Origin of the sequence: Variovorax sp. OAS795 (assembly GCF_040546685.1) — a bacterium.
GTDB lineage: Bacteria > Pseudomonadota > Gammaproteobacteria > Burkholderiales > Burkholderiaceae_C > Variovorax.
In genome coordinates, this window is the sequence record NZ_JBEPOH010000001.1 from 4,936,774 (window position 1) to 4,955,013 (window position 18,240).

Genomic DNA, 18,240 nt, shown 5'->3' on the forward strand with positions numbered 1-18,240 from the left:
GGAGTCGGCTATTCACGACCCAGGCTGCGCACCTTGGCTGCCAGTTGCTTCTCCACATCGGGCGAGACGAACTTGTGGACCTCGCCGCCGAGCATGGCGATCTCGCGCACGAAGGTGCTCGAGATGAACTGGTACTTGTCGCTCGGCGTGAGGAATACGGTTTCGACGTCGGGCATCAGCGAGCGGTTCATGCCCGCGAGCTGGAACTCGTAGTCGAAGTCGGTCACGGCGCGCAATCCGCGCACCATGGCCTTGCCGCCGCGCGCCACGACGAAGTCGCGCAGCAAGCCCGAAAAGCTCTCTACCGTGACCTGGTCGCTGAACGGCTGCACGGCTTCGCGCGCCATCTCGATGCGCTCTTGCAGGGAGAACAGCGCCTTCTTGTGATGGCCCGCCGCGACCGCGACGATGACCTTCGAGAAAAGCTGGGTTGCACGCCGCACCACGTCCTCGTGGCCGAGGGTGATGGGATCGAAAGTGCCGGGATAAACCGCGATCACGTTGCTGGCCATGGTCTTCTTCCTCATGCAGCCGGTGCGGCTTGTCCGGCGGATTATGCAGTCCCGTTTGCAGCGGGCCGCAGCAGATGCGCATGGACCGCACCTGCCTTCAGGTAACGAAATTCAACAAGGCCGACGGCAGCCAGCTCTTCGCCGCTCCAGCGGCGCGGCGCTTCCAGGTAGACCGCACCCGCGGCTTTCACGGCGCGTGCCGCGGCGCGCAGCGAAGGTTCGTACAGCGCCGCGTTGTCGAAAGGCGGGTCGAGGAACACGGCATCGAGGCTGCCCGCCGCGGTGCGTTCGAGCGCAGTGAGCCCGTTGCCCCGCTCGATGCGGACGGTTTCGGCCGAGAGCCTGGCCTTGGCGGCCTGGAGCTGGGCCACCAATGCGGCGTCCTGCTCGCACAGCAGCACGTTGGCGGCGCCGCGCGACGCGGCCTCGAGCCCGAGTGCCCCGGTGCCCGCGAAGGCATCGACGCAATGCCAGCCCGGCAGCTCGCCGCCGCTCGCGCCAGCCATGCTCGCGAGCCAGTTGAACAGCGTCTCGCGCACGCGGTCGGGGGTCGGGCGCAGGCCCGGCTTGTCGGCCACCGGCAGGCGGCTGCGCTTCCATTGGCCGCCAATGATGCGCACCTCGCGCGGCAGCGCTTTCGCACGCGCGGGCGGTGTCGATGGCTTCGAGGGGGAACGCTGGGCGGCTGCGGCTTTCTTCTGGGGCATGGCGCGAGCTTAACGCCGCCGTGCGGGCGGGGCTGAAGCAGCGGCGCGTCGAAGGACCGCCTGGGCGGCCCGCCAGACGGCCTTGTCTAAACCGGGATGCGCTGGAAGATCATCCCGCCGGCATGCAGCTCTTCCTTGCCGTCGCTGCGCACCATGTTCAGCTCCATCAGGTCTCGCCCGACGATGACGGGGATCTGCACGGTCATGCCGGCCTGATCGTCGTCGATCACGCGGACCACCTGCCCGTTGTCCAGCAGGACGTAGCCCGGCAACTCGGCCAGCTCGCCAATGTCCCAGATCCATGGCTTGAACCCCGGCAGCGAATCCTTCAGGTCGTTCACGCGCTGCCATCGGCTGCCCAGCCGTGCCTGCCACGCGGCTGGCAGCGGGGTGTCCAGCGGCGGCAGCCATTCACCGATGGGCTCCTCGGCCCAGTACAGCGAATGACTGGCAAGCGTGCGCTGGCTCAGGTAGCGGTGGCCGCCGACCGTCTGGAAGCGGTAGCAGATGCTGCTTTGCCCCTCGGCCCACCAATAGCCATCGCTGCGCGCGCGCAAGGTTTGCACGACGACCCAGGGCGACTCCCATCGTTGCAAGGTCAGCGAGCCGTCGGCGGCGGCCCGCACTTGCAGGGGCGCGCTGAAGTTGGCATAGACACCTTCCAGCGCGGCGCGCTCGGGCGCAGGGGAGACGGGTGCGGGCACGGCGGACGCGAGGGGTGCCGCACGGCGCGCGCCGCGTTCGGCGGCCACGCGCACCATCAGCCCTTCGGCCAGCGCGGTCGGGTCGTAGTCCAGTCCACTGCCGGTGATCAGCATGGCCAGGCGCGCTTCGGGCAGCACGAACAGCTGCGTGCCGTAGAACTCGTAAGCGCCGCCTTTGCTCCAGGCGCGCACGCCGGCCGCTTCCAGCGCCGGCTGCTGAACCGAATCCCAACCCAGTCCCCAGCGCCACAGGGAAGACGCAGGGTCGGGGATGACGCGCGTGTGGGCGCGCTGGTCGCGGCCCATTTCGCGCACCCCGTCGGCCGACACGATGCGCCGGCCTTCGTAGGCGCCCTCGTCCAGCAACAGGCGCGCCAGTTTCATCAGGTCGGTGGGCGTGGAGACCACGCCGCCGCTCGCATAGTTCGCGGGCAACTCCTGTGGCAAGGCCTGCCCGTTTCTGTGCGCCTGGGCGAAGCTGCCCTCGGCCGCCGGCGCGAGCGCATAGCCCGTGTGGCTCATGCCCAGCGGCGCGAAGATTTCGCGCTCGACAAAGGCGGGAAAGGCCAGCCCGCTGAGTTGCTTGACCAGCGGCTCCACCAGGGTGAAGCCGTCGTTGCAGTACATCGCCATGTCGCCTGGCTCGTGCTTCAGGCGCGATTGCGCGATGGCCGCCATCGTTTCCTGCGCGTAGTCCGGGTAGGGCACGGGATTGCCGCCATTGCGGTAGTTGTTGCCCGGCACGCCCGATGCGTGCGAAATCAGATGGCGTACGGTGATGCGGGTGTAGCCCTCGGAGCGCATGCGAAAGGCGGGCAGCAGTTCGGCCAGCGGCTGGTCCAGCGTAAGTTGGCCGCGATCGCGCAGGATCATCACGGCCAGCGCCGTGACCACCTTGGAAATGGATGCCACGTTGAAGCGCGTGTCGGGCGTGGCCAGCAGGTTGCGCTGGCGGTTGGCAAAGCCAAAGGCTTCGCGCCACACCACGCGATCCCCGGCCAGCAGGGCCACCGACACGGCGGCGGTCTGGCTGTCGCTGCGGCCCAGCGCCGTGCGTATTGCGTCGCGGCACCAACGCACGGACTCGGGCTCAGCCTCGGGCTCCGTCGGTACGGCGGACCACGAGGGCCCGCTGGAGCCACCGCCACAGGCCTGCAGCAGGGGCGAGGCCAGCCCCGCCGCCGCCAGGCCCAGATAGCGGCGGCGTGAGACGCCGGCCTGTGAAGTTTCGGGAGGCATTGGGGCGTGGCGGGCTGGGCGCATGAAGGCGAATTCCTTGTTTGAAGGGTCGAAGGCGCCGAGCCCAGGAGTGGCATTCGCCTGCGCGCGCAAGGGGCCGGTCGCGAGGAACGAAATGCGATCGGCAACTTGAGTCTTTGCCGACCTTAATGACAAAGTAATACGTATTATTGTCGAGTCGGCATCGCTTGAAACACACTTTTCCGAAAGATTCAAACCAAAGACACGACTGCGCCTCAAGGTGGCTTTGTGCAGACGTTCCCTAGGCGCCCAGGAGGGCACGCCGCGCGAGCAACGCCGCCAGGACCAGCATCGTGCCGCCGATCAACGCGTCGAGCATTCGCCAGGCACGCGGACGCGCAAACACCGGTGCCAGCCACCGCGCACCGAAACCCAGCGCCGAGAACCACAGCGCGCTGGCCAGCGCCGAGCCCGCGACGAACCAGCCTTTGAGCGAGCCGCCATACTGCGCGCCGGTGCTTCCCACGAGCAGCACGGTGTCGAGATAGACATGGGGGTTCAGCAAGGTGAAACCCGCCGCCTGGGCCAGCACGGCCGCGCGCGAAAGCGATGCGCCTTGCGCGGCCGCCTGCAGCGTGCCGGCGCGCCGCGACCGCCAGAGCGCCCGCAAGCCGTACGCGCCAAGAAACAGTGCGCCGAGTCCCGCCAGCGCGGTGGCGAATGCGGGCCGGCCTTGCAGCGCCTGCGCCATGCCGGCCACGCCCGCTGCGATCAGCACCGCATCGCTGGCGGCGCAGAACAGCACCACGGCGCTCACGTGCTCGCGCCGCAGGCCCTGGCGCAGCACATACGCGTTCTGCGCGCCGATGGCGACGATGAGCACCAGGCTCATGAAGAGCCCGTTGATGAATGCGGCGGTGATCTGTTCGTAAGCCATGGCGCAAGCTTGCCGCCGCGGCCCCGTTAACTCAAACTAAACTTCCTAAGCCAGATTCAGTTTTCCTAATCCGGAGGATGCATGCTCGACTACGCCGCCCTCAATGCACTGGCCGCCGTGGTGCGCGAAGGCAGCTTCGAGCGCGCGGCGCGCGCGCTGAACGTCACGCCCTCGGCCGTTTCGCAACGCGTGAAGCTGCTCGAGGAGCGCACGGGCGGCGCGCTGCTGGTGCGCGGCCAGCCCTGCGTGGCTACCGAGGCCGGACAGCAGCTGTGCCGCCACATCGAGCGCGTGGGCATGCTGGAGCACGAGTTGCGCGACGCGCTCCCGGCGCTCGGCATGGGCGGCGCAAGCGGCAGCGCGGCCGAGCGGGTCACGGTGCGCGTGGCGGTGAACGCCGACAGCCTCGCCACCTGGTTCATGGCGGCCGCATCCGCCTTTGCACGGCAGGAGGAATCCGCCCTGCTGGACCTGACCGTGGACGACCAGGACCACACGGCCGAGCGCCTGCGAAGCGGTGCGGTGCTGGCCGCTGTCACCGCACTGGCGCAGCCGGTCGCGGGCTGCAACAGCGAAGCGCTGGGCGCCATGCACTACGTGGCCGCCGCGAGCCCCGGGTTCGTGCGCCGCCATTTCGGCAAGGGCGTGGGTGCGCGGACCCTGGCCCAGGCGCCGAGCCTGGTGTTCGACCGCAAGGACCGGCTGCAGGCGCGCTGGGTGCGGCGCATCTGCCATCGCAGCATCGAGACGCCCCGCCACTGGCTGCCCTCCGCGCCCGGCTTCGTCGACGCGGCGTGCGCCGGCATGGGCTGGGGGATGCTTCCGGCCAGCATGGCGGCCGAAGCGCTGCGCACGGGCGCGCTGGTCGAACTGGTGCCGGACTCCACGCTGCAGGTGCCGCTCTACTGGCAGCAGGCGCGCGCGGCGCCGCAACTGCTGGAGCGGCTCAAGGCGGCGGTGCGCACCGCCGCCGCGAGCGGCGCGCACGCGCTGGGCTGAAAAGGCCGCCTACTGCTTTCCGCCCACCACCACGGTCACCATGCGCGCGGGCTGCAGCTTGCGCGCAAAGGCGGCGCGGACTTCGTCCGCCGTGACCGCGTTCATGCGCGCGGTCCAGGTGTCTAGGTAGTCGAGCGGCAGGTCGAACCAGGCGATGTTGGCGACGTTGCCGATGAGCTTGCGGTTGCTGTCCAGCAAGAGCGGAAAGCCGCCGATCAGGTTGTCCTTCGCGGCCTTGAGCTCGGCGGCGGTCGGGCCCTCGGCCACGAACTTCGCGACCACGTCGCGCGAGACCTTGACGGCTTCCTCGGCCTGGTCGGGCCGCGTCTGGAAACCCACGCGGAACGCACCGGCATCCAGGCCCGGCGAAAACCCGCTGTACACGCTGTAGGCCAGCCCGCGCTTCTCGCGCACCTCGCTGGTCAGCCGCGAGACGAAGCCGCCGCCGCCCAGCACGTAGTTGCCGAGCGTGAGCGCGAAGTGGTCCGGGTCCTTGCGCGGGTAGCCCGGCTGGCCGATCAGCACATGGGCCTGCGCCGAAGCGAACGGAATGCGCTCGTCCTTGGGCGCCGCGAGTGCGGTCACAGGTGCAATCGCGGGCAGCGGCGTGCAGGCCTCGGGGCCGGGCAGCCGCGAGAGCAGCGCGGTGGCCATGGCTTCCGCCTCGGTCCGGGTCACGGCACCCACGATGCTGAGCTTGGCGCGGCACGGCACGATGAGTTGCTGGTAGCGCTGGCGCATGGCCGCGGTGTCGATCCGCGCGAGCGTGGCTTCGGTGACCTCCTGCCCGTAGGGATGCATACCGTAGACGCCTTGCGCGAAGGCGCGGCCTGCGATGGTCGCGGGCTTGGTGTTGGCTTCTTTCAGCGAGGCATTGATGCGCTCGCGCTCGCGCTGCCAGATGTCGTCGGGGAACGCCGGCTCGCCGATTTCGCGGGAGGCCAGTGCCACGACCTTGGCCAGCAGCGCAGGGTCGGACAAGGTGCGCAGCGAGTAGCTCGCGCGGTCGTTGCCCGCGCTGGCGTTGAACTCCGCGCCCAGGTCGGCCCACGCTTCGCCGAGCGCGTTCTCGTCGAGTGCCGGCTCGCCGTTCTTGCCAGCACGCACGCCTTTCTCGACCATGGTTGCGCTCACGCTCGCCAGGCCGGCCTGCGCAGCCGGATCGCGCCGGCTGCCGGCGTCGAAGTCGATCTGCACGTCGACGATGGGCAGCGCCTGGGTCGACACGAGGTAGATTTTCGCGCCGCTCGCGAGCGTCCAGTGCTCGATCGGCAGTGCCGCCTGCGCGGCGTGGATGCCCGTGGCGGCAAGGGCGGCGAACAGAACGGATCGCAGGGTTTTTTTCATGGGGGTCATGGGATGCGGCCTCTCAGCGCAGCTCGCCCTGGGGCGCTGCAAATCCGCGGCCGCGGGGCTTGGCGTCCAGCGGCAGGGGCCGCAGGGTCGCCACGGTGAGCTGGTCGTCTCCGAAGTACTTGCCGGCCACCGCCTGGACCTGCGCCGGCGTCACCGCCTGCAGCTTGGCGACGACCCGCGCGCTGGTGTCCAGCGGCAGGCCCTGCACCCAGTTGCTGCCGAGTTCGCGGGCCTGCGCCATCACGGAATCGCGCTTGTAGGTTTCGCTCGCCACCCATTGCGTCTTGACCCGCGCGAGTTCGGCCTCGCCCACGCCCTCCTTCGCGACGCGTGCCACTTCGGCCCGCAGCGCGGCCTCGACCGTCTCGGCGCTCTTGCCGTTCGCCGGCACGCCCACGAGCATGAACAGCTGCGGTCCGCGTCCCGCGAGCCCCGAATAGGCGCCGACCGAATCGGCCACGCGGTTCGGGCCCTGCGTCAGCGCGCGGTCGAGCCGCGCGCCCGTGTAGCCGTCGAGCACGGCCGACAGCACCGTGAGCGCCCACACATCGGAGTCGGCGGCGTCGATGCTGTCCAGCTGCGGAATGCGGAACGCGAGCGACACGTAGGCCTGCTCGGCCGGCGCCTTGAATTCGATGCGGCGGATGCCGCGCTGCGCGGGCTCGGTGCGCGGCTTGCGCGCGGGCACGGCGCGGGCCGGAATGCCGCCGTAGTACTTCTCGGCCAGGGCGCGCACCTGCGCCACGTCGACGTCGCCGACCACCACGACGGCGGCATTGGCGGGCACGTACCAGCGGCGGAAGAAGGCGCGCGCGTCGTCGGGCGTCATGGCGTCGAGGTCGCTCATCCAGCCGACCACGGGCCGGTGGTAGGGCGATGCGGTGAAGACGGCCGCACTCTGCTGTTCGCCGAGCAAGGCGCGCGGCTGGTCCTCGGTGCGCAGGCGGCGCTCTTCCTTGACCACCTCGATCTCGCGCTTGAACTCGTCGTCGGACCACTGGTTGTTGGCGAAGCGGTCCGACTCGAGCTTCATGACCTGCTCCAGGCTCGCCACCGGGATCTGCTGGTAGTAGCCGGTGTAGTCGCGCGTGGTGAACGCGTTCTCCTGCCCGCCCAGCGCGGCCACGCGGCGCGAGAACTCGCCGGGCTTGATGTCCTTGGTGCCCTTGAACATCATGTGCTCGAGCACGTGGGCCACGCCCGAGGTGCCGTCCACCTCGTCGACCGAGCCCACGCGTACCCAGACCATCTGCACCGCGGTGGGCGCGCGCCGGTCGGGCAGCACCAGCAGCGTCATGCCGTTGGCGAGGGTGAACTGCTGGGGCGCGGGTGCCGCTGCGGCGGCGGGCGATGGAGCGGCTGGAGCCGGTGTGGACTGGGCCTGCGCAGGCATGGCCCACAGCGCAGAAAGCGCCATTGCCAGCACCGCACCGGACGCAGCACGGCGTGGCGAGGGGTGTTTCATAGAATGGGTCGGATTGTAAAAAGCTTCCGATGTTCAGTTTCTTCAAGAAAAAACCGCCTGCCGAATCCCCGGCCGTGCCGGCGCCCTCCCTGGCCGCCGAGCCTGCACCGCCCCCCGAGCCCGCGCCCGCGCGCTCGGTGTTCTCGCCGTCGAGCTGGTTCGGCTCGAAGCCCGCCGTGGAGGAAGCTGCGCCTGCGGCGCCCGTGGCACCGCCGCCGCCCGTTCTCCCTCCTCCACCCGCTCCCCCCGCGCCTTTGGCCGCCGCGCCGGCTCCGACCCCTGCCGCTGCTCCCGCCCCTGAGCCGGCACCCGCGCCTGCCGAGCCGGTTGCCCCCCCGCCCGCACCCCTCGCCGACCCGGCCCTGGCGGCCGAGCGCAAGGGCTGGTTCGACAAGCTCAAGACCGGCCTGCGCAAGACCGGCACCGGCATCCAGGCGGTGTTCGTCAACGCCCAGATCGATGAGGCGCTCTACGAGGAGCTCGAATCGGCCCTGCTGATGGCCGACGCCGGCGTCAAGGCCACCGAATTCCTGCTCGACGACCTGCGCGGCCGGGTCAAGCGCCAGATGGCGACCGACGCGTCGCAGGTGAAGCGGCTGCTGGCCGACGCCATCACCGACCTGCTCAAGCCGCTCGAGAAGCCGCTGGTGATCGGCCAGTTCACGCCGACGGTGATCATGGTGGCGGGCGTCAACGGCGCCGGCAAGACCACCTCCATCGGCAAGCTCACCAAGCACCTGGCCAACGAGGGCGCATCGGTGCTGCTCGCGGCGGCCGACACCTTCCGGGCCGCGGCGCGCGAGCAATTGCTGGTCTGGGCCGACCGCAACACTGTCGAGATCGTGAGCCAGGAAGGCGGCGACCCGTCCGCCGTCAGCTTCGACGCCGTGACGGCCGGCAAGGCGCGCGGCAAGGACGTGGTGTTGGTCGACACCGCGGGCCGGCTGCCCACGCAGCTGCACCTGATGGACGAGCTCAGGAAGATCAAGCGCGTAGTCACCAAGGCCGACGCCACGGCGCCGCACGAGGTGCTGTTGGTGATCGACGGCAACACGGGCCAGAACGCATTGGCGCAGGTCAGGGCCTTCGACGAGACGCTGGGCCTCACCGGCCTGGTGGTGACCAAGCTCGACGGCACGGCCAAGGGCGGCGTGCTGTGCGCCATTGCGCGCGAGCGTCCGATCCCGGTCTATTTCATCGGCGTGGGCGAGAAGCTCGAGGACCTCGAGACCTTCAACGCGCGCGAGTTCGCGCAGGCACTGCTGGGCTGACGCGGCAGCCGCTTGCTCCCGGATTCATAGCACTTGCCACCGGCTGCTCGCAGGGGCACCATCCGGAGACCCGCCGCACCGAACGGCGCCCTGGAGACACAACATGCTGCACACCGCCGACGCCCCCTTGGCGACCGGCGACCGCAAGGTCGACCGGCTGCTGGCCCACTATGGCGAAAGCCACCGCCATCCCACCAACGAGCTGATCCACTTCGTCGCGATCCCGGCCATCATGCTGAGCATCGTCGGCCTGCTGTTCGCGTTGCACCCCTGGGTGGCCTACGGCTTCGTGGCGGCGAGCCTCGTGTACTACGCCACCCTGCGCTCACCGGTGTTCCTGGCCACGATGCTCGCCGGAACGGCGCTGGTACTGGCGGCGGTGCATGCCATGGGGGCCCTTGTACTGCCGGTTTCCGCCGCCATCTTCGTCGTGGCATGGATCTTCCAATTCGTCGGCCACAAGATGGAAGACAGGAAACCTTCCTTCTTCGAAGACATCCAATACCTTTGGGTAGGGCCCCTTTTTGTACTTTCGAGGCTGTTTCTGCGCCTGGGTATCCGCTGGTAGAGCGCCGGGTCGGACCGCGCCGCCAGCCACACCGTCCTCCGGCTGACGGTTTTGCCTATCGGCCCGATAGAAACTCCGGGGGAACCCTTGGCTTAGCACTCCCTCTAATCGAGTGCTAATATGCCCAATACAAAGGAGTTTCCCCTGATGACCACGCTGTCTGGAGCCTCTGCCAACCAGCTCGCCGTCGCCAACCCATGGTCGATGGTGCCGCCGCTGGGCAACCTGGATGCTTATATCTCGGCCGCCAACCGCCTGCCGATGCTCACGCTCGAAGAAGAGCAGGGCTTCGCACGCCGTCTGCGCGACCACAACGACCTCGAAGCGGCCGGTGCGCTGATCCTCTCGCACCTGCGCCTCGTGGTTTCCATCTCGCGCCAGTACCTGGGCTACGGATTGCCGCACGGCGACCTGATCCAGGAGGGCAATGTCGGCCTCATGAAGGCCGTGAAGCGTTTCGACCCCGACCAGGGCGTGCGGCTCGTGAGCTACGCCATGCACTGGATCAAGGCCGAGATCCACGAGTACATCCTGAAGAACTGGCGCATGGTCAAGGTCGCGACGACCAAGGCCCAGCGCAAGCTGTTCTTCAACCTGCGCTCGATGAAGCAGGGCTTCAAGGCCGACTCGGCCGCGGCCGACAACGGCACGCACCGCGAAACGCTGAGCCCCGAAGAGGTGTCGCAGATGGCGACGCGGCTCAATGTCAAGCCTGAAGAAGTGCTCGAGATGGAAACCCGCCTGTCGGGCGGCGACGTGCTGCTGGATCCGGGCCCGTCGGACGACGGCGACGAAGCCTTCGGCCCGATCGCCTACCTGGCCGACGCCTCGCAGGAACCGACCGCGCTGCTCGAATCGCAGCAGCGCGACCGGCTCTCGAGCGACGGGATCGCCACCGCGCTGGAAGCGCTGGACGACCGCAGCCGCCGCATCGTCGAAGAGCGCTGGCTCAAGGTCAACGACGACGGCTCGGGCGGCATGACGCTGCACGACCTGGCGGCGGTGTACGGCGTGAGCGCGGAGCGCATTCGCCAGATCGAAGTCGCGGCCATGAAGAAGATGAAGAAGGCGCTGGCCGACTACGCCTGAGCGCCGCTCTGCCTCCCTGAAAAAGCCCGGCCATGCCGGGCTTTTTCATGCCTGCTTCGACAGCGTCCGCATGGCGCGCCTGACGATGTACCGGGTGGACGGCGAGTCGGATTCCTCTGCCCAGCGCGCGCAGAGCCGGTCGATCCATTCGGGCTGGGTCTTGCTCGCATCGTTGAGCCAGTTGGCCACCGAGTTCTGCACGTAGCGGCTGGGGTCGGCGCGCAGGGGCTCGATCAGCGGCAGCGCGCGCCAGGGCTCGGCCTTGAGCGCGTCGATCTGCGCGCACCACACGCCGCGCGGGCGCGTGAGCTCGCTGGCAAAGCGGCGGATGTTGGGATCGGCGTCGGCCGTCCACGGCTGCAGCAGCGCCAGCGATTCGTCGAGCGCGCCGATGACGGCATCGCGCACCGCCATCCAGGCGATTTCGCGCACGCCGAAGTGCGGATCGGCCGCAAAGCGCCGCACCGCTTCGAGCTGCGCAGCCAGCGGCAGGCCCGAGAGCGTGACCCACTGGGCGGCCCAGCAGCGCGCGGCGTCGCTCGCGTGCGTGGCGAGCCGGTGGGCCACGGCGTCGCGCTCGGCATGCTGCGCCGCGAGGTCGTAGAGGGCCCGCGCAATGTGGCCGTGCCGCTGCATCGGCTTGAAGGCGCCGAGCATGGCGAGGGTGTCGTCCAGCCGTTCGCTCGCGGAATCGAGGCCGATGTGGCCCGCCACGCTGCGTGCGAGCCGCGGCAGTTCGAGCGCGAGAAATTCGTTCAGGTTGACGGTTTCGAGCAAGCCGTCGTTGAGCGCGCCCAGCACCTCGGGCGGTATGAGCGCGATGCGGAAGGCGCCCTTTCGGGCCTTCAGGTGTTCAACCGGGGCGAGCGCGGCGGCGGCATCCATCGGATGAAGCAGCGCCTGCTCAGGCCTTGAGCAGCGCCTTCACGTCGGACACCATGGGCGCCACGCCGGCGCCGTAGCGCGCGTACAGCCGCACCCGGCCGCTGGTGTCGTAGACGAAGCTGGCGGCCGAATGGTCCATCGAGTAGCTCGTGGGCGTCTTGCCCTCGACCTTCTTGAAATAGACCTTGAAGTCCTTGGCGATGGTGGCGAGTTGCTCGGGCGTGGGAATCAGCGCCACGAAGCCCGGGTCGAACGCGCCCATGTAGGCCTTCAGCACCTCGGGCGTGTCGCGCGCCGGATCGACCGTGACGAACAGCACCTGCAGCTTGTCGCCGTCGCTGCCGAGCTGCTGCTTGACCTGCGCCATCTCGGTCATGGTGGTCGGGCACACATCGGGGCATTGGGCGTAGCCGAAGAACAGCACCACCACCTTGCCCTTGAAATCGGCCATCGTGCGTACCTTGCCGTCGGCGTCCTTCAGCGAGAAGTCCCTGGCGTAGTCGGCGCCCGTGATGTCGACCGCATTGAAGCTGGGCTTGGGTTCGCTGCAGCCCGAAAGCCCCAGCGTGGCGGCAATGCCCGCCCATGCCGCGCCGCCGGCCATCAGTTGAAGGGCATTTCGCTTGTTCATGGAAGCAGGCATTCGATCGATTCAGCGGAGGTAGTGGTCGACGAGCAATGCCGCGAACAGCACGCTCAGGTGAATCAGCGAGAACTTGAAGGTCTTGCGCGCGAGCGTGTCGGAGTAGTTGCGCCAGAGCGCGAAGGCGTATCCCGTGAAGCCGACGCTCACGCCCACCGCCACCGCGAGGTAGAGCCAGCCGCTCATGCCGTAGATGAAAGGCATCAGGCAAGCGGCAAACAGGATGAAGGTGTACAGCAGCACCTGCAGCCGCGTGAACTCGTTGCCGTGCGTCACGGGCAGCATCGGGAGGCCCGCCTTGCGGTAGTCCTCCACGCGATAGAGCGCCAGGGCCCAGAAATGCGGCGGGGTCCACAGGAAGATGATGAGGAACAGGATCAGCGCTTCCGGGCTGACGTCGCCGGTCATCGCGGCCCAGCCCAGCACCGGCGGCATCGCGCCCGAGGCGCCGCCGATCACGATGTTCTGCGGCGTGAGCGGCTTGAGGATGACGGTGTAGACCACCGCATAGCCGACGAAGGTCGCAAAGGTCAGCCACATGGTGAGCGGATTGACCTGGAACCACAGCAGCGCGGAGCCGGCCGCGCACAGCAGCGCGGAGAACACCAGCGCCTGCAGGTCGCTGAGCTGCCCGCGGGCGGTGGGACGCCAGGCGGTGCGCTTCATCTTGGCGTCGATGCCCTTCTCGACCAGGCAGTTGAACGCCGCGGCCGCGCCCGCCACCAGCCAGATGCCGATGCAGGCCAGCACGGCGCGCTGCACGTCGGCCCACGACGGCAGGCCCGGCACGGCCAGCACCATGCCGATGAGCGCGCAGAAGACGATCAGCTGCACCACGCGTGGCTTGGTCAGCGCATAGAACTGGCGCAGCACGTTGGCGGTGCTGGTCTGCTGCACGGAAATCGGCGTGCTCACGCGGCGGCCTCCCTCTGGTTGTTGTTGTGCGGGGCGCCGGGCGCCTTGCCGCTGTCGAGTGCGGTTGCCGCGGCGGCGGCCCCGCGGCGGCTCTCGCAAACCGCCCAGGTCAGCACCACGGCCAGCGCCGCGGCACCGCCGGTGTGCAGCACCGCGGCCGCCAGCGGCCAGCCGAGCAGCACGTTGCCCAAGCCGGTTGCGAGCTGCAGCAGCGCCAGCCCCGCGAGCCAGCGAGCCTGCGGACGCAGCGGGGGAATGCGGCGCAGCTGCCACGCGAGCAGGCCCAGCGCCGCGAACACGGCATAGGCCATCAGCCGGTGCACGTAGTGGATGGCGGTGAGGGCGGAGAAGTCGAGCGGTGCGCCACCGCCGGTGACGCCCAGGTGGCGCCAGATTTCGAAGCCCTGCGCAAAATTCATCGGCGGCCACCAGCTGCCCTGGCAGGTCGGGAACTGGGTGCAGGCCAGCACGGCATAGTTGGTGCTGACCCAGCCGCCGAGCCCGATCTGCAGCAGCAGCAATGCGGAGGTCGCGAGCAGCCCGTTGCGCAGCGACGGCGACACGGCCGCGGGCAGCCGGTCCGCAGCCGCCTGCCGGTAGCGCACCGCCTGGATGCACAGCAGCACCAGCAGCACCATGGCGCCGAGCAGGTGCATCGTGACGATGGCGGGAAAGAGCGTCCAGGTGACGGTCAGGGCACCGAACGCGCCCTGCAGGCAGACCCAGACCAGCGTGGCCGCGGGCCACCATGCGCTGAGCGTGGCGTGCTCGCCCTCCGGAGCAGGCTGGCGGCGCCGGCGCCAGCGCACGACCCAGGTGGCGGCCGCCAGCACGAGGATGAGCACGCCGACCCCGGTGGCCAGGTAGCGGTGGACCATCTCGACCCAGGCCTTGCCGTGCGTGACCGGCCCGGTCGGCTGGGCCGCCTGCGCCGTGGCGATCTCATGGCGCGCACCCACCGGGCTCGCATTGCCGTAGCAGCCGGGCCAGTCGGGACAGCCCAGGCCCGAGTCGGTGAGCCGGGTGAAGGCGCCGAACAGCGTGAGGTCGAAGGTGAGGAACAGCGTGAGCACCGTGAGCGCGTGCAGCCGGCGCGCCGGCCCGGCGCCCGCGTTGCGGCGCCACACCCACACCAGCGGACCGAGCGCGATCAGCACGCCGGCGGCCATCAGCCAGGCGATGGGCCGGAGGTCGTAGAGCGAACCGGTATCGATCATGCGATGTCAGCGGCCGGGCTCGTCCCAGGAGGCCGATGCGCGCAGCAGGCGGTCGAGGTCGCGCTTGGCGCGGCTTGCGCCCTTGGCGTCCATTCGGGCGGGGAACCGCATCATCCAGTTGCCCATGGGATCGACCACGTACAGGTGCTCGGCCAGCGCGTGGCCGGAGACGGGTGCGAGCCATGTGGCAAGTTGCGCGGCCGGCACGCGCAGCACGGTGGCGCCGTGCAGGCCCTGGTCCAGCCGCGCCGGAACGGGGCGCCGCGTCGCTCACGAGCCAGACGCGGTCCAGCCGGTCTTTCTCGCGGCCCAGGCTTTCGCGCAGCTGGCGCTGCAGGTAGAGCTGCTGTTCGCAGAGCGCATCGCAGGCCGCGTCGGCCACCGCCACCAGCAGCCATTGGCCCTTGAGCGTGGAAAGATCGACCGGCGACCCGTTGCGGTCGGTGGCGGCGAGCACCGGCAGCGTGCGTTGCGGGTCGATGAGTTCGCCATAGGCACTGCGCCCTTCGGGGCGGATCACGTAGTAGGTGAAGTACGAGGCGATGACGGGCGCGGCGCACATCAGCATCACGGCGATCATCTTCCAGCGCCCGACGGCCGTGCGGCGGCCCTCGGCGCCGTCGAGCGCCTGATTGGGCGACGGCATCGAATGCACCGTCAGGCCCAGCGGTTCGTCAGAGGCTGCGTGCATCGCGTGCGCGGCGCCTCGAGCGGCGGAAGGGGGCAATGAATTGGAACCAGACATAGAGGATTACCACGAGGGCCGAGAGCCCGAACCACTGGAATGCATAGCCGTAGTGCTTCTCCAGACCCAGAGCGGGGGCCGGCCAGTCGCGCTGCAACCCCTCGGAAGCAGGGCCGACCTGCTGCAGCGACACATCGGTGCGCAGCGGCAGCTTGGTTTCGGCGCGGAACGCTTCCAGGTCGAGATTCTGCCGGATGGGCGAAGACCCCGCGGCGTCCGGTGCCGACGCGGCCGGCGCCGGCTTGCCGAGTTCGAACAAGTGGCCGGGCGGCGGCTCGATCAGGCCCGTGACTTCGACGAGTCCCGGCGGGGTGTCGACCGCGCCCAGGTGCGTGCGGTCGTTGAAATTGCGCTGCACCCAGCCGCGCTGCACCATCACCGTCTGGTCGCTGCCCTCGAGCGCGAAAGGCGTCAGGACGTAGAAGCCCGGCACGCCGTGCATCTGCCGGTTGTCCAGGTACACCGTCTGCGGCGTCAGCCAGAGGCCCCGCAGCCGCACCGGGCGGTGCAGTTCGCCGGCCGGCGCTTCGAGCGACAGGAATTCGGCCTGTGCGAGCGGAGGCTTCTGCTTCTGCGATTCGATCTCGGCCTGCAGCGCTTCCTTTTGCGCCGCACGCGAAAGCTGCCAGCGGCCCAGCGACACCGTGGCGGCCACCGTCAGCACGGCGGCCAGCGTGACCAGCAGGAAACGGCCTCGCCCGGACGCCGCCCGGGTGGGCTTGAGAGGCTCTGGGGTCACTGGAGCGGATGAGGCGCGCGGCCGATAATCGGAGTCATGAAATATTTCATCGCCCTGGCTTTCGTGGGCATCTTCGCGAGCCTTGCCTTCGCGCTCTTCTACATGCTGAAAGACGGGCGCGACGGGCGTGCCAAGAGCGGCGGCATGGCGCGCGCGCTCACCTTTCGGATCGGCATTTCCGTGTTTTTGTTCCTTTGCATGCTGCTGGCCTGGAAACTCGGCTACATCCAGCCCACCGGGCTCCCGGTCGGCAAGTAGGTGGTGCTCGTTCCAGGAGAACCATGAAAAAGGCGCCTTCCGGCGCCTTTTTGTTTGCATGCCGCGGGGTTCGGTCAAAGCCAGTAAACCAGCATGTAGAGGCCGAGCCACACCACGTCGACGAAGTGCCAGTACCACGCTGCGCCTTCGAATCCGAAATGGCGCTCCGGCGTGAAATGGCCCTTTTGCAGGCGCAGCGTGATGAACAGCAGCATCAGCATGCCGATGAACACATGCAGGCCGTGGAAGCCGGTCAACATGAAGAAGGTCGAGCCGTAGGCGCCGGAGCTGAGCTTGAGGTTCAGCTCGGTATACAGGTGGTGGTATTCGTAGCCCTGCACGCCCAGGAAGATGACGCCGAGCAGCACGGTGAGCCACATGAACCGGATGCACTGGGCACGATGGTCGGCGCGCAGCGCGTGGTGCGCGATGGTGAGCGTGACGCCCGAGCTCAGCAGGAGCGCGGTGTTGATCGTGGGCAGCCAGAACGGGCCGACGGTCTGGAAGGGCTCGACGATGTCGGCCGGCGAGCCGGTCGCGCCAGCGGCAATGCTGGGCCAGACGGCCTTGAAGTCGGGCCAGAGCAGCGCGTTTTCCAGGCTGCCGAGCGCCGGCAGCGAGTGCGTGCGGGTCCACCACAGTGCGGTGAAGAACGCGCCGAAGAACATCACTTCGGAGAAGATGAACCAGCTCATGCTCCAGCGGAACGAGAGGTCGATCTTGTGGCCGTACTGGCCGCTTTCGCTTTCGCCGATGGCGGTGCGGAACCACACGAACAGCGTGGCGAGCCACGCGACCATGCCGATCAGCAGGGACCATGCGCCCCACTGGTGGCCGTTGATCCACTGGCCCGCGCCCAGAATCACGAAGAACAGGCCGGTGGCGGCCATGACCGGGTAGGCCGATGGCCCCGGCACAAAGTAGTAAGGCGTGGTGCCGTGGGTGGTTGAACTCATATCAGCTCCTGGCTTTCTTTCTTCTCTCGATTCGATGGGTTCTGGATGTCTCGGGCCGGGTGGCTCATGCGTGCGCAACCACGTAGCGCACCAGCAGCACCAGGCCGACGATGAAAACGATGACCGCGGCAAAGGCCACCGCAATGATGTGCAGCGGGTTCAGCTTGGCCAGGTCGTCCTGGTAGGCGCTTTTCTTGCGCACTCCGAAGAACGACCAGCAGACGGCTTTCACCGTCTCCCACAGCGTGGCCTTGGGGGGCGGATTGGCACCGGTCACGAACGGGGCTCATGGGCGGCATTCGGAGCAGCGGCCACCGGGGCCGGGGGCGTCTTGCCGCCGACCTCGAAGAAGGTGTACGACAGCGTAATGGTCTTCACGTCCTTGGAGATCTTGGGGTCGATCACGAACGCCACCGGCCACTGCTTCTTCTCGCCCGGATCGAGCGTGTACTGGTTGAAGCAGAAGCACTCGAGCTTGTTGAAGTACGGCGCGGCCTGCTGAGGCGCATAGCTCGGAATGGCCTGTGCCGCCATGCGGCGGTTCTGCACGTTCTGGAACTCGTACATCACGGTGTTGAGCTGCCCCGGGTGCACCTGCATGGTCCGCTCGGCGGGCTTGAAGTCCCAGAGGCCGCCGCGCACGTTGGAGTCGAACTCGACCGTGATGGTGCGCGTGGTGTCGACCTGGGTGTTGTCGGGCAGGCGCACGTTCTTGCCGCCGCTCGCGCCGCCGGGCACCTCGAGTTCGCTGAGCGCGAGGATGTTGATGCCGGTCATTTCGCAGATGGCGCGGTACAGGGGCACCAGCGCATAGCCGAACGCGAACATGCCGCAGGCCACCACGGCCAGCTTGCCGACCATGCGGACATTGGCGCGCTTGATGCGTTGACCGAGGCTCATGCGGGCGGCTCCGTTCACTGCTGCTTCAGCGTCCGCTGAACCAGATCATGCGGACCAGGAATCCGAGGAAGAACAGCACGGCGATGGAGGCCAGCGTGAGCCCCATTCGCCGGTTGTTCCTTCGCTGTTCGGGTGTGGTCATTGTCGTCATGCGGGCTGGCACGCGGAAAGCGG

At 68.6% G+C, this 18,240-nt stretch carries 20 protein-coding genes and 1 pseudogene; 5 read left to right on the forward strand and 16 right to left on the reverse strand.

The features are described from left to right. Positions 1-8: 8 nt before the first annotated feature. The 4 genes from coaD to ABID97_RS23870 all read right to left on the reverse strand — a co-directional run bounded on the left by coaD (position 9) and on the right by ABID97_RS23870 (position 4,060). Entirely contained in the window at positions 9-512 is a 504-nt protein-coding gene (gene coaD, locus ABID97_RS23855; protein WP_354401234.1) for a pantetheine-phosphate adenylyltransferase, read from the reverse strand. A 41-nt stretch (positions 513-553) separates the two neighbouring features. Further along, positions 554-1,219 carry an RsmD family RNA methyltransferase gene (locus ABID97_RS23860; protein ID WP_354401236.1) on the reverse strand — a complete coding sequence of 222 codons (666 nt, stop codon included), beginning with the start codon at positions 1,217-1,219 and terminating at the stop codon, positions 554-556. Between the two features lie 86 nt (positions 1,220-1,305). Then, complete coding sequence (locus ABID97_RS23865) at positions 1,306-3,162, reverse strand: serine hydrolase domain-containing protein (RefSeq protein ID WP_354401238.1); 1,857 nt, start codon at positions 3,160-3,162, stop codon at positions 1,306-1,308. Positions 3,163-3,424: 262 nt separating this feature from the next. Next, positions 3,425-4,060 carry a LysE/ArgO family amino acid transporter gene (locus tag ABID97_RS23870; protein WP_354401240.1) on the reverse strand — a complete coding sequence of 212 codons (636 nt, stop codon included), beginning with the start codon at positions 4,058-4,060 and terminating at the stop codon, positions 3,425-3,427. A gap of 81 nt (positions 4,061-4,141) precedes the next feature. Between ABID97_RS23870 and ABID97_RS23875 the strand changes: the two genes are divergently transcribed. After that, the gene (locus tag ABID97_RS23875; RefSeq protein WP_354401242.1) at positions 4,142-5,059 is read left to right on the forward strand and encodes a LysR family transcriptional regulator ArgP; all 918 of its coding nucleotides are present in this window, start codon (positions 4,142-4,144) and stop codon (positions 5,057-5,059) included. A gap of 9 nt (positions 5,060-5,068) precedes the next feature. On the opposite strand, the gene ABID97_RS23880 is transcribed toward ABID97_RS23875, so the two are convergent. Both ABID97_RS23880 and ABID97_RS23885 read right to left on the reverse strand, forming a co-directional pair. After that, positions 5,069-6,415 (reverse strand): M16 family metallopeptidase, encoded by a 1,347-nt coding sequence (locus ABID97_RS23880; RefSeq protein WP_354401244.1) that lies wholly within the window; start codon positions 6,413-6,415, stop codon positions 5,069-5,071. 13 nt (positions 6,416-6,428) lie between these two features. Continuing rightward, positions 6,429-7,880: a M16 family metallopeptidase gene (locus tag ABID97_RS23885; RefSeq protein WP_354401246.1), complete on the reverse strand. Its 1,452-nt coding sequence runs from the start codon at positions 7,878-7,880 to the stop codon at positions 6,429-6,431. 29 nt (positions 7,881-7,909) lie between these two features. On the opposite strand from ABID97_RS23885, the gene ftsY reads away from it, so the two are divergent. From ftsY to rpoH, 3 genes are all read left to right on the forward strand, one after another. Continuing rightward, complete coding sequence (gene ftsY, locus ABID97_RS23890; RefSeq protein ID WP_354401248.1) at positions 7,910-9,151, forward strand: signal recognition particle-docking protein FtsY; 1,242 nt, start codon at positions 7,910-7,912, stop codon at positions 9,149-9,151. A gap of 103 nt (positions 9,152-9,254) precedes the next feature. Continuing rightward, on the forward strand, positions 9,255-9,719 hold the full coding sequence (locus tag ABID97_RS23895) for an Mpo1 family 2-hydroxy fatty acid dioxygenase (protein WP_354401250.1): 465 nt from the start codon (positions 9,255-9,257) through the stop codon (positions 9,717-9,719). Positions 9,720-9,866: 147 nt separating this feature from the next. After that, complete coding sequence (gene rpoH, locus ABID97_RS23900) at positions 9,867-10,808, forward strand: RNA polymerase sigma factor RpoH (protein WP_354401252.1); 942 nt, start codon at positions 9,867-9,869, stop codon at positions 10,806-10,808. A gap of 45 nt (positions 10,809-10,853) precedes the next feature. Here the strand turns inward: rpoH and ABID97_RS23905 are convergent, their stop codons facing one another. The 6 genes and pseudogenes from ABID97_RS23905 to ABID97_RS23930 all read right to left on the reverse strand — a co-directional run bounded on the left by ABID97_RS23905 (position 10,854) and on the right by ABID97_RS23930 (position 15,952). Further along, positions 10,854-11,693 (reverse strand): DNA alkylation repair protein, encoded by an 840-nt coding sequence (locus tag ABID97_RS23905; RefSeq protein ID WP_354401254.1) that lies wholly within the window; start codon positions 11,691-11,693, stop codon positions 10,854-10,856. A 19-nt stretch (positions 11,694-11,712) separates the two neighbouring features. Continuing rightward, positions 11,713-12,324, reverse strand: a complete 612-nt coding sequence (locus tag ABID97_RS23910) for an SCO family protein (RefSeq protein ID WP_503012793.1) — start codon at positions 12,322-12,324, stop codon at positions 11,713-11,715. A 21-nt stretch (positions 12,325-12,345) separates the two neighbouring features. Continuing rightward, positions 12,346-13,251: a heme o synthase gene (gene cyoE / locus ABID97_RS23915; RefSeq protein ID WP_354401258.1), complete on the reverse strand. Its 906-nt coding sequence runs from the start codon at positions 13,249-13,251 to the stop codon at positions 12,346-12,348. Then, positions 13,248-14,468 carry a COX15/CtaA family protein gene (locus ABID97_RS23920; protein WP_354401260.1) on the reverse strand — a complete coding sequence of 407 codons (1,221 nt, stop codon included), beginning with the start codon at positions 14,466-14,468 and terminating at the stop codon, positions 13,248-13,250. The genes cyoE and ABID97_RS23920 overlap by 4 nt, the downstream gene beginning before the upstream one ends. A gap of 6 nt (positions 14,469-14,474) precedes the next feature. After that, positions 14,475-15,159, reverse strand: a pseudogene (locus tag ABID97_RS23925) (redox-active disulfide-containing membrane protein). Then, the gene (locus ABID97_RS23930; protein WP_354401262.1) at positions 15,143-15,952 is read right to left on the reverse strand and encodes an SURF1 family protein; all 810 of its coding nucleotides are present in this window, start codon (positions 15,950-15,952) and stop codon (positions 15,143-15,145) included. Before ABID97_RS23930 ends, ABID97_RS23925 begins: the two are co-directional and overlap by 17 nt. A gap of 36 nt (positions 15,953-15,988) precedes the next feature. Here ABID97_RS23930 and ABID97_RS23935 point away from each other — a divergent pair, with 36 nt between their 5' ends. Beyond that, positions 15,989-16,210: a twin transmembrane helix small protein gene (locus tag ABID97_RS23935; protein WP_354401263.1), complete on the forward strand. Its 222-nt coding sequence runs from the start codon at positions 15,989-15,991 to the stop codon at positions 16,208-16,210. A 74-nt stretch (positions 16,211-16,284) separates the two neighbouring features. Here the strand turns inward: ABID97_RS23935 and ABID97_RS23940 are convergent, their stop codons facing one another. From ABID97_RS23940 to ABID97_RS23955, 4 genes are all read right to left on the reverse strand, one after another. Continuing rightward, complete coding sequence (locus tag ABID97_RS23940; RefSeq protein ID WP_354401264.1) at positions 16,285-17,166, reverse strand: cytochrome c oxidase subunit 3; 882 nt, start codon at positions 17,164-17,166, stop codon at positions 16,285-16,287. Positions 17,167-17,230: 64 nt separating this feature from the next. Next, positions 17,231-17,443: a DUF2970 domain-containing protein gene (locus ABID97_RS23945; RefSeq protein WP_354401265.1), complete on the reverse strand. Its 213-nt coding sequence runs from the start codon at positions 17,441-17,443 to the stop codon at positions 17,231-17,233. Next, positions 17,440-18,066 (reverse strand): cytochrome c oxidase assembly protein, encoded by a 627-nt coding sequence (locus ABID97_RS23950; RefSeq protein ID WP_354401266.1) that lies wholly within the window; start codon positions 18,064-18,066, stop codon positions 17,440-17,442. The genes ABID97_RS23945 and ABID97_RS23950 overlap by 4 nt, the downstream gene beginning before the upstream one ends. Before the next feature lie 25 nt (positions 18,067-18,091). Then, complete coding sequence (locus ABID97_RS23955) at positions 18,092-18,208, reverse strand: cytochrome oxidase small assembly protein (RefSeq protein WP_354401267.1); 117 nt, start codon at positions 18,206-18,208, stop codon at positions 18,092-18,094. Positions 18,209-18,240: the final 32 nt, after the last annotated feature.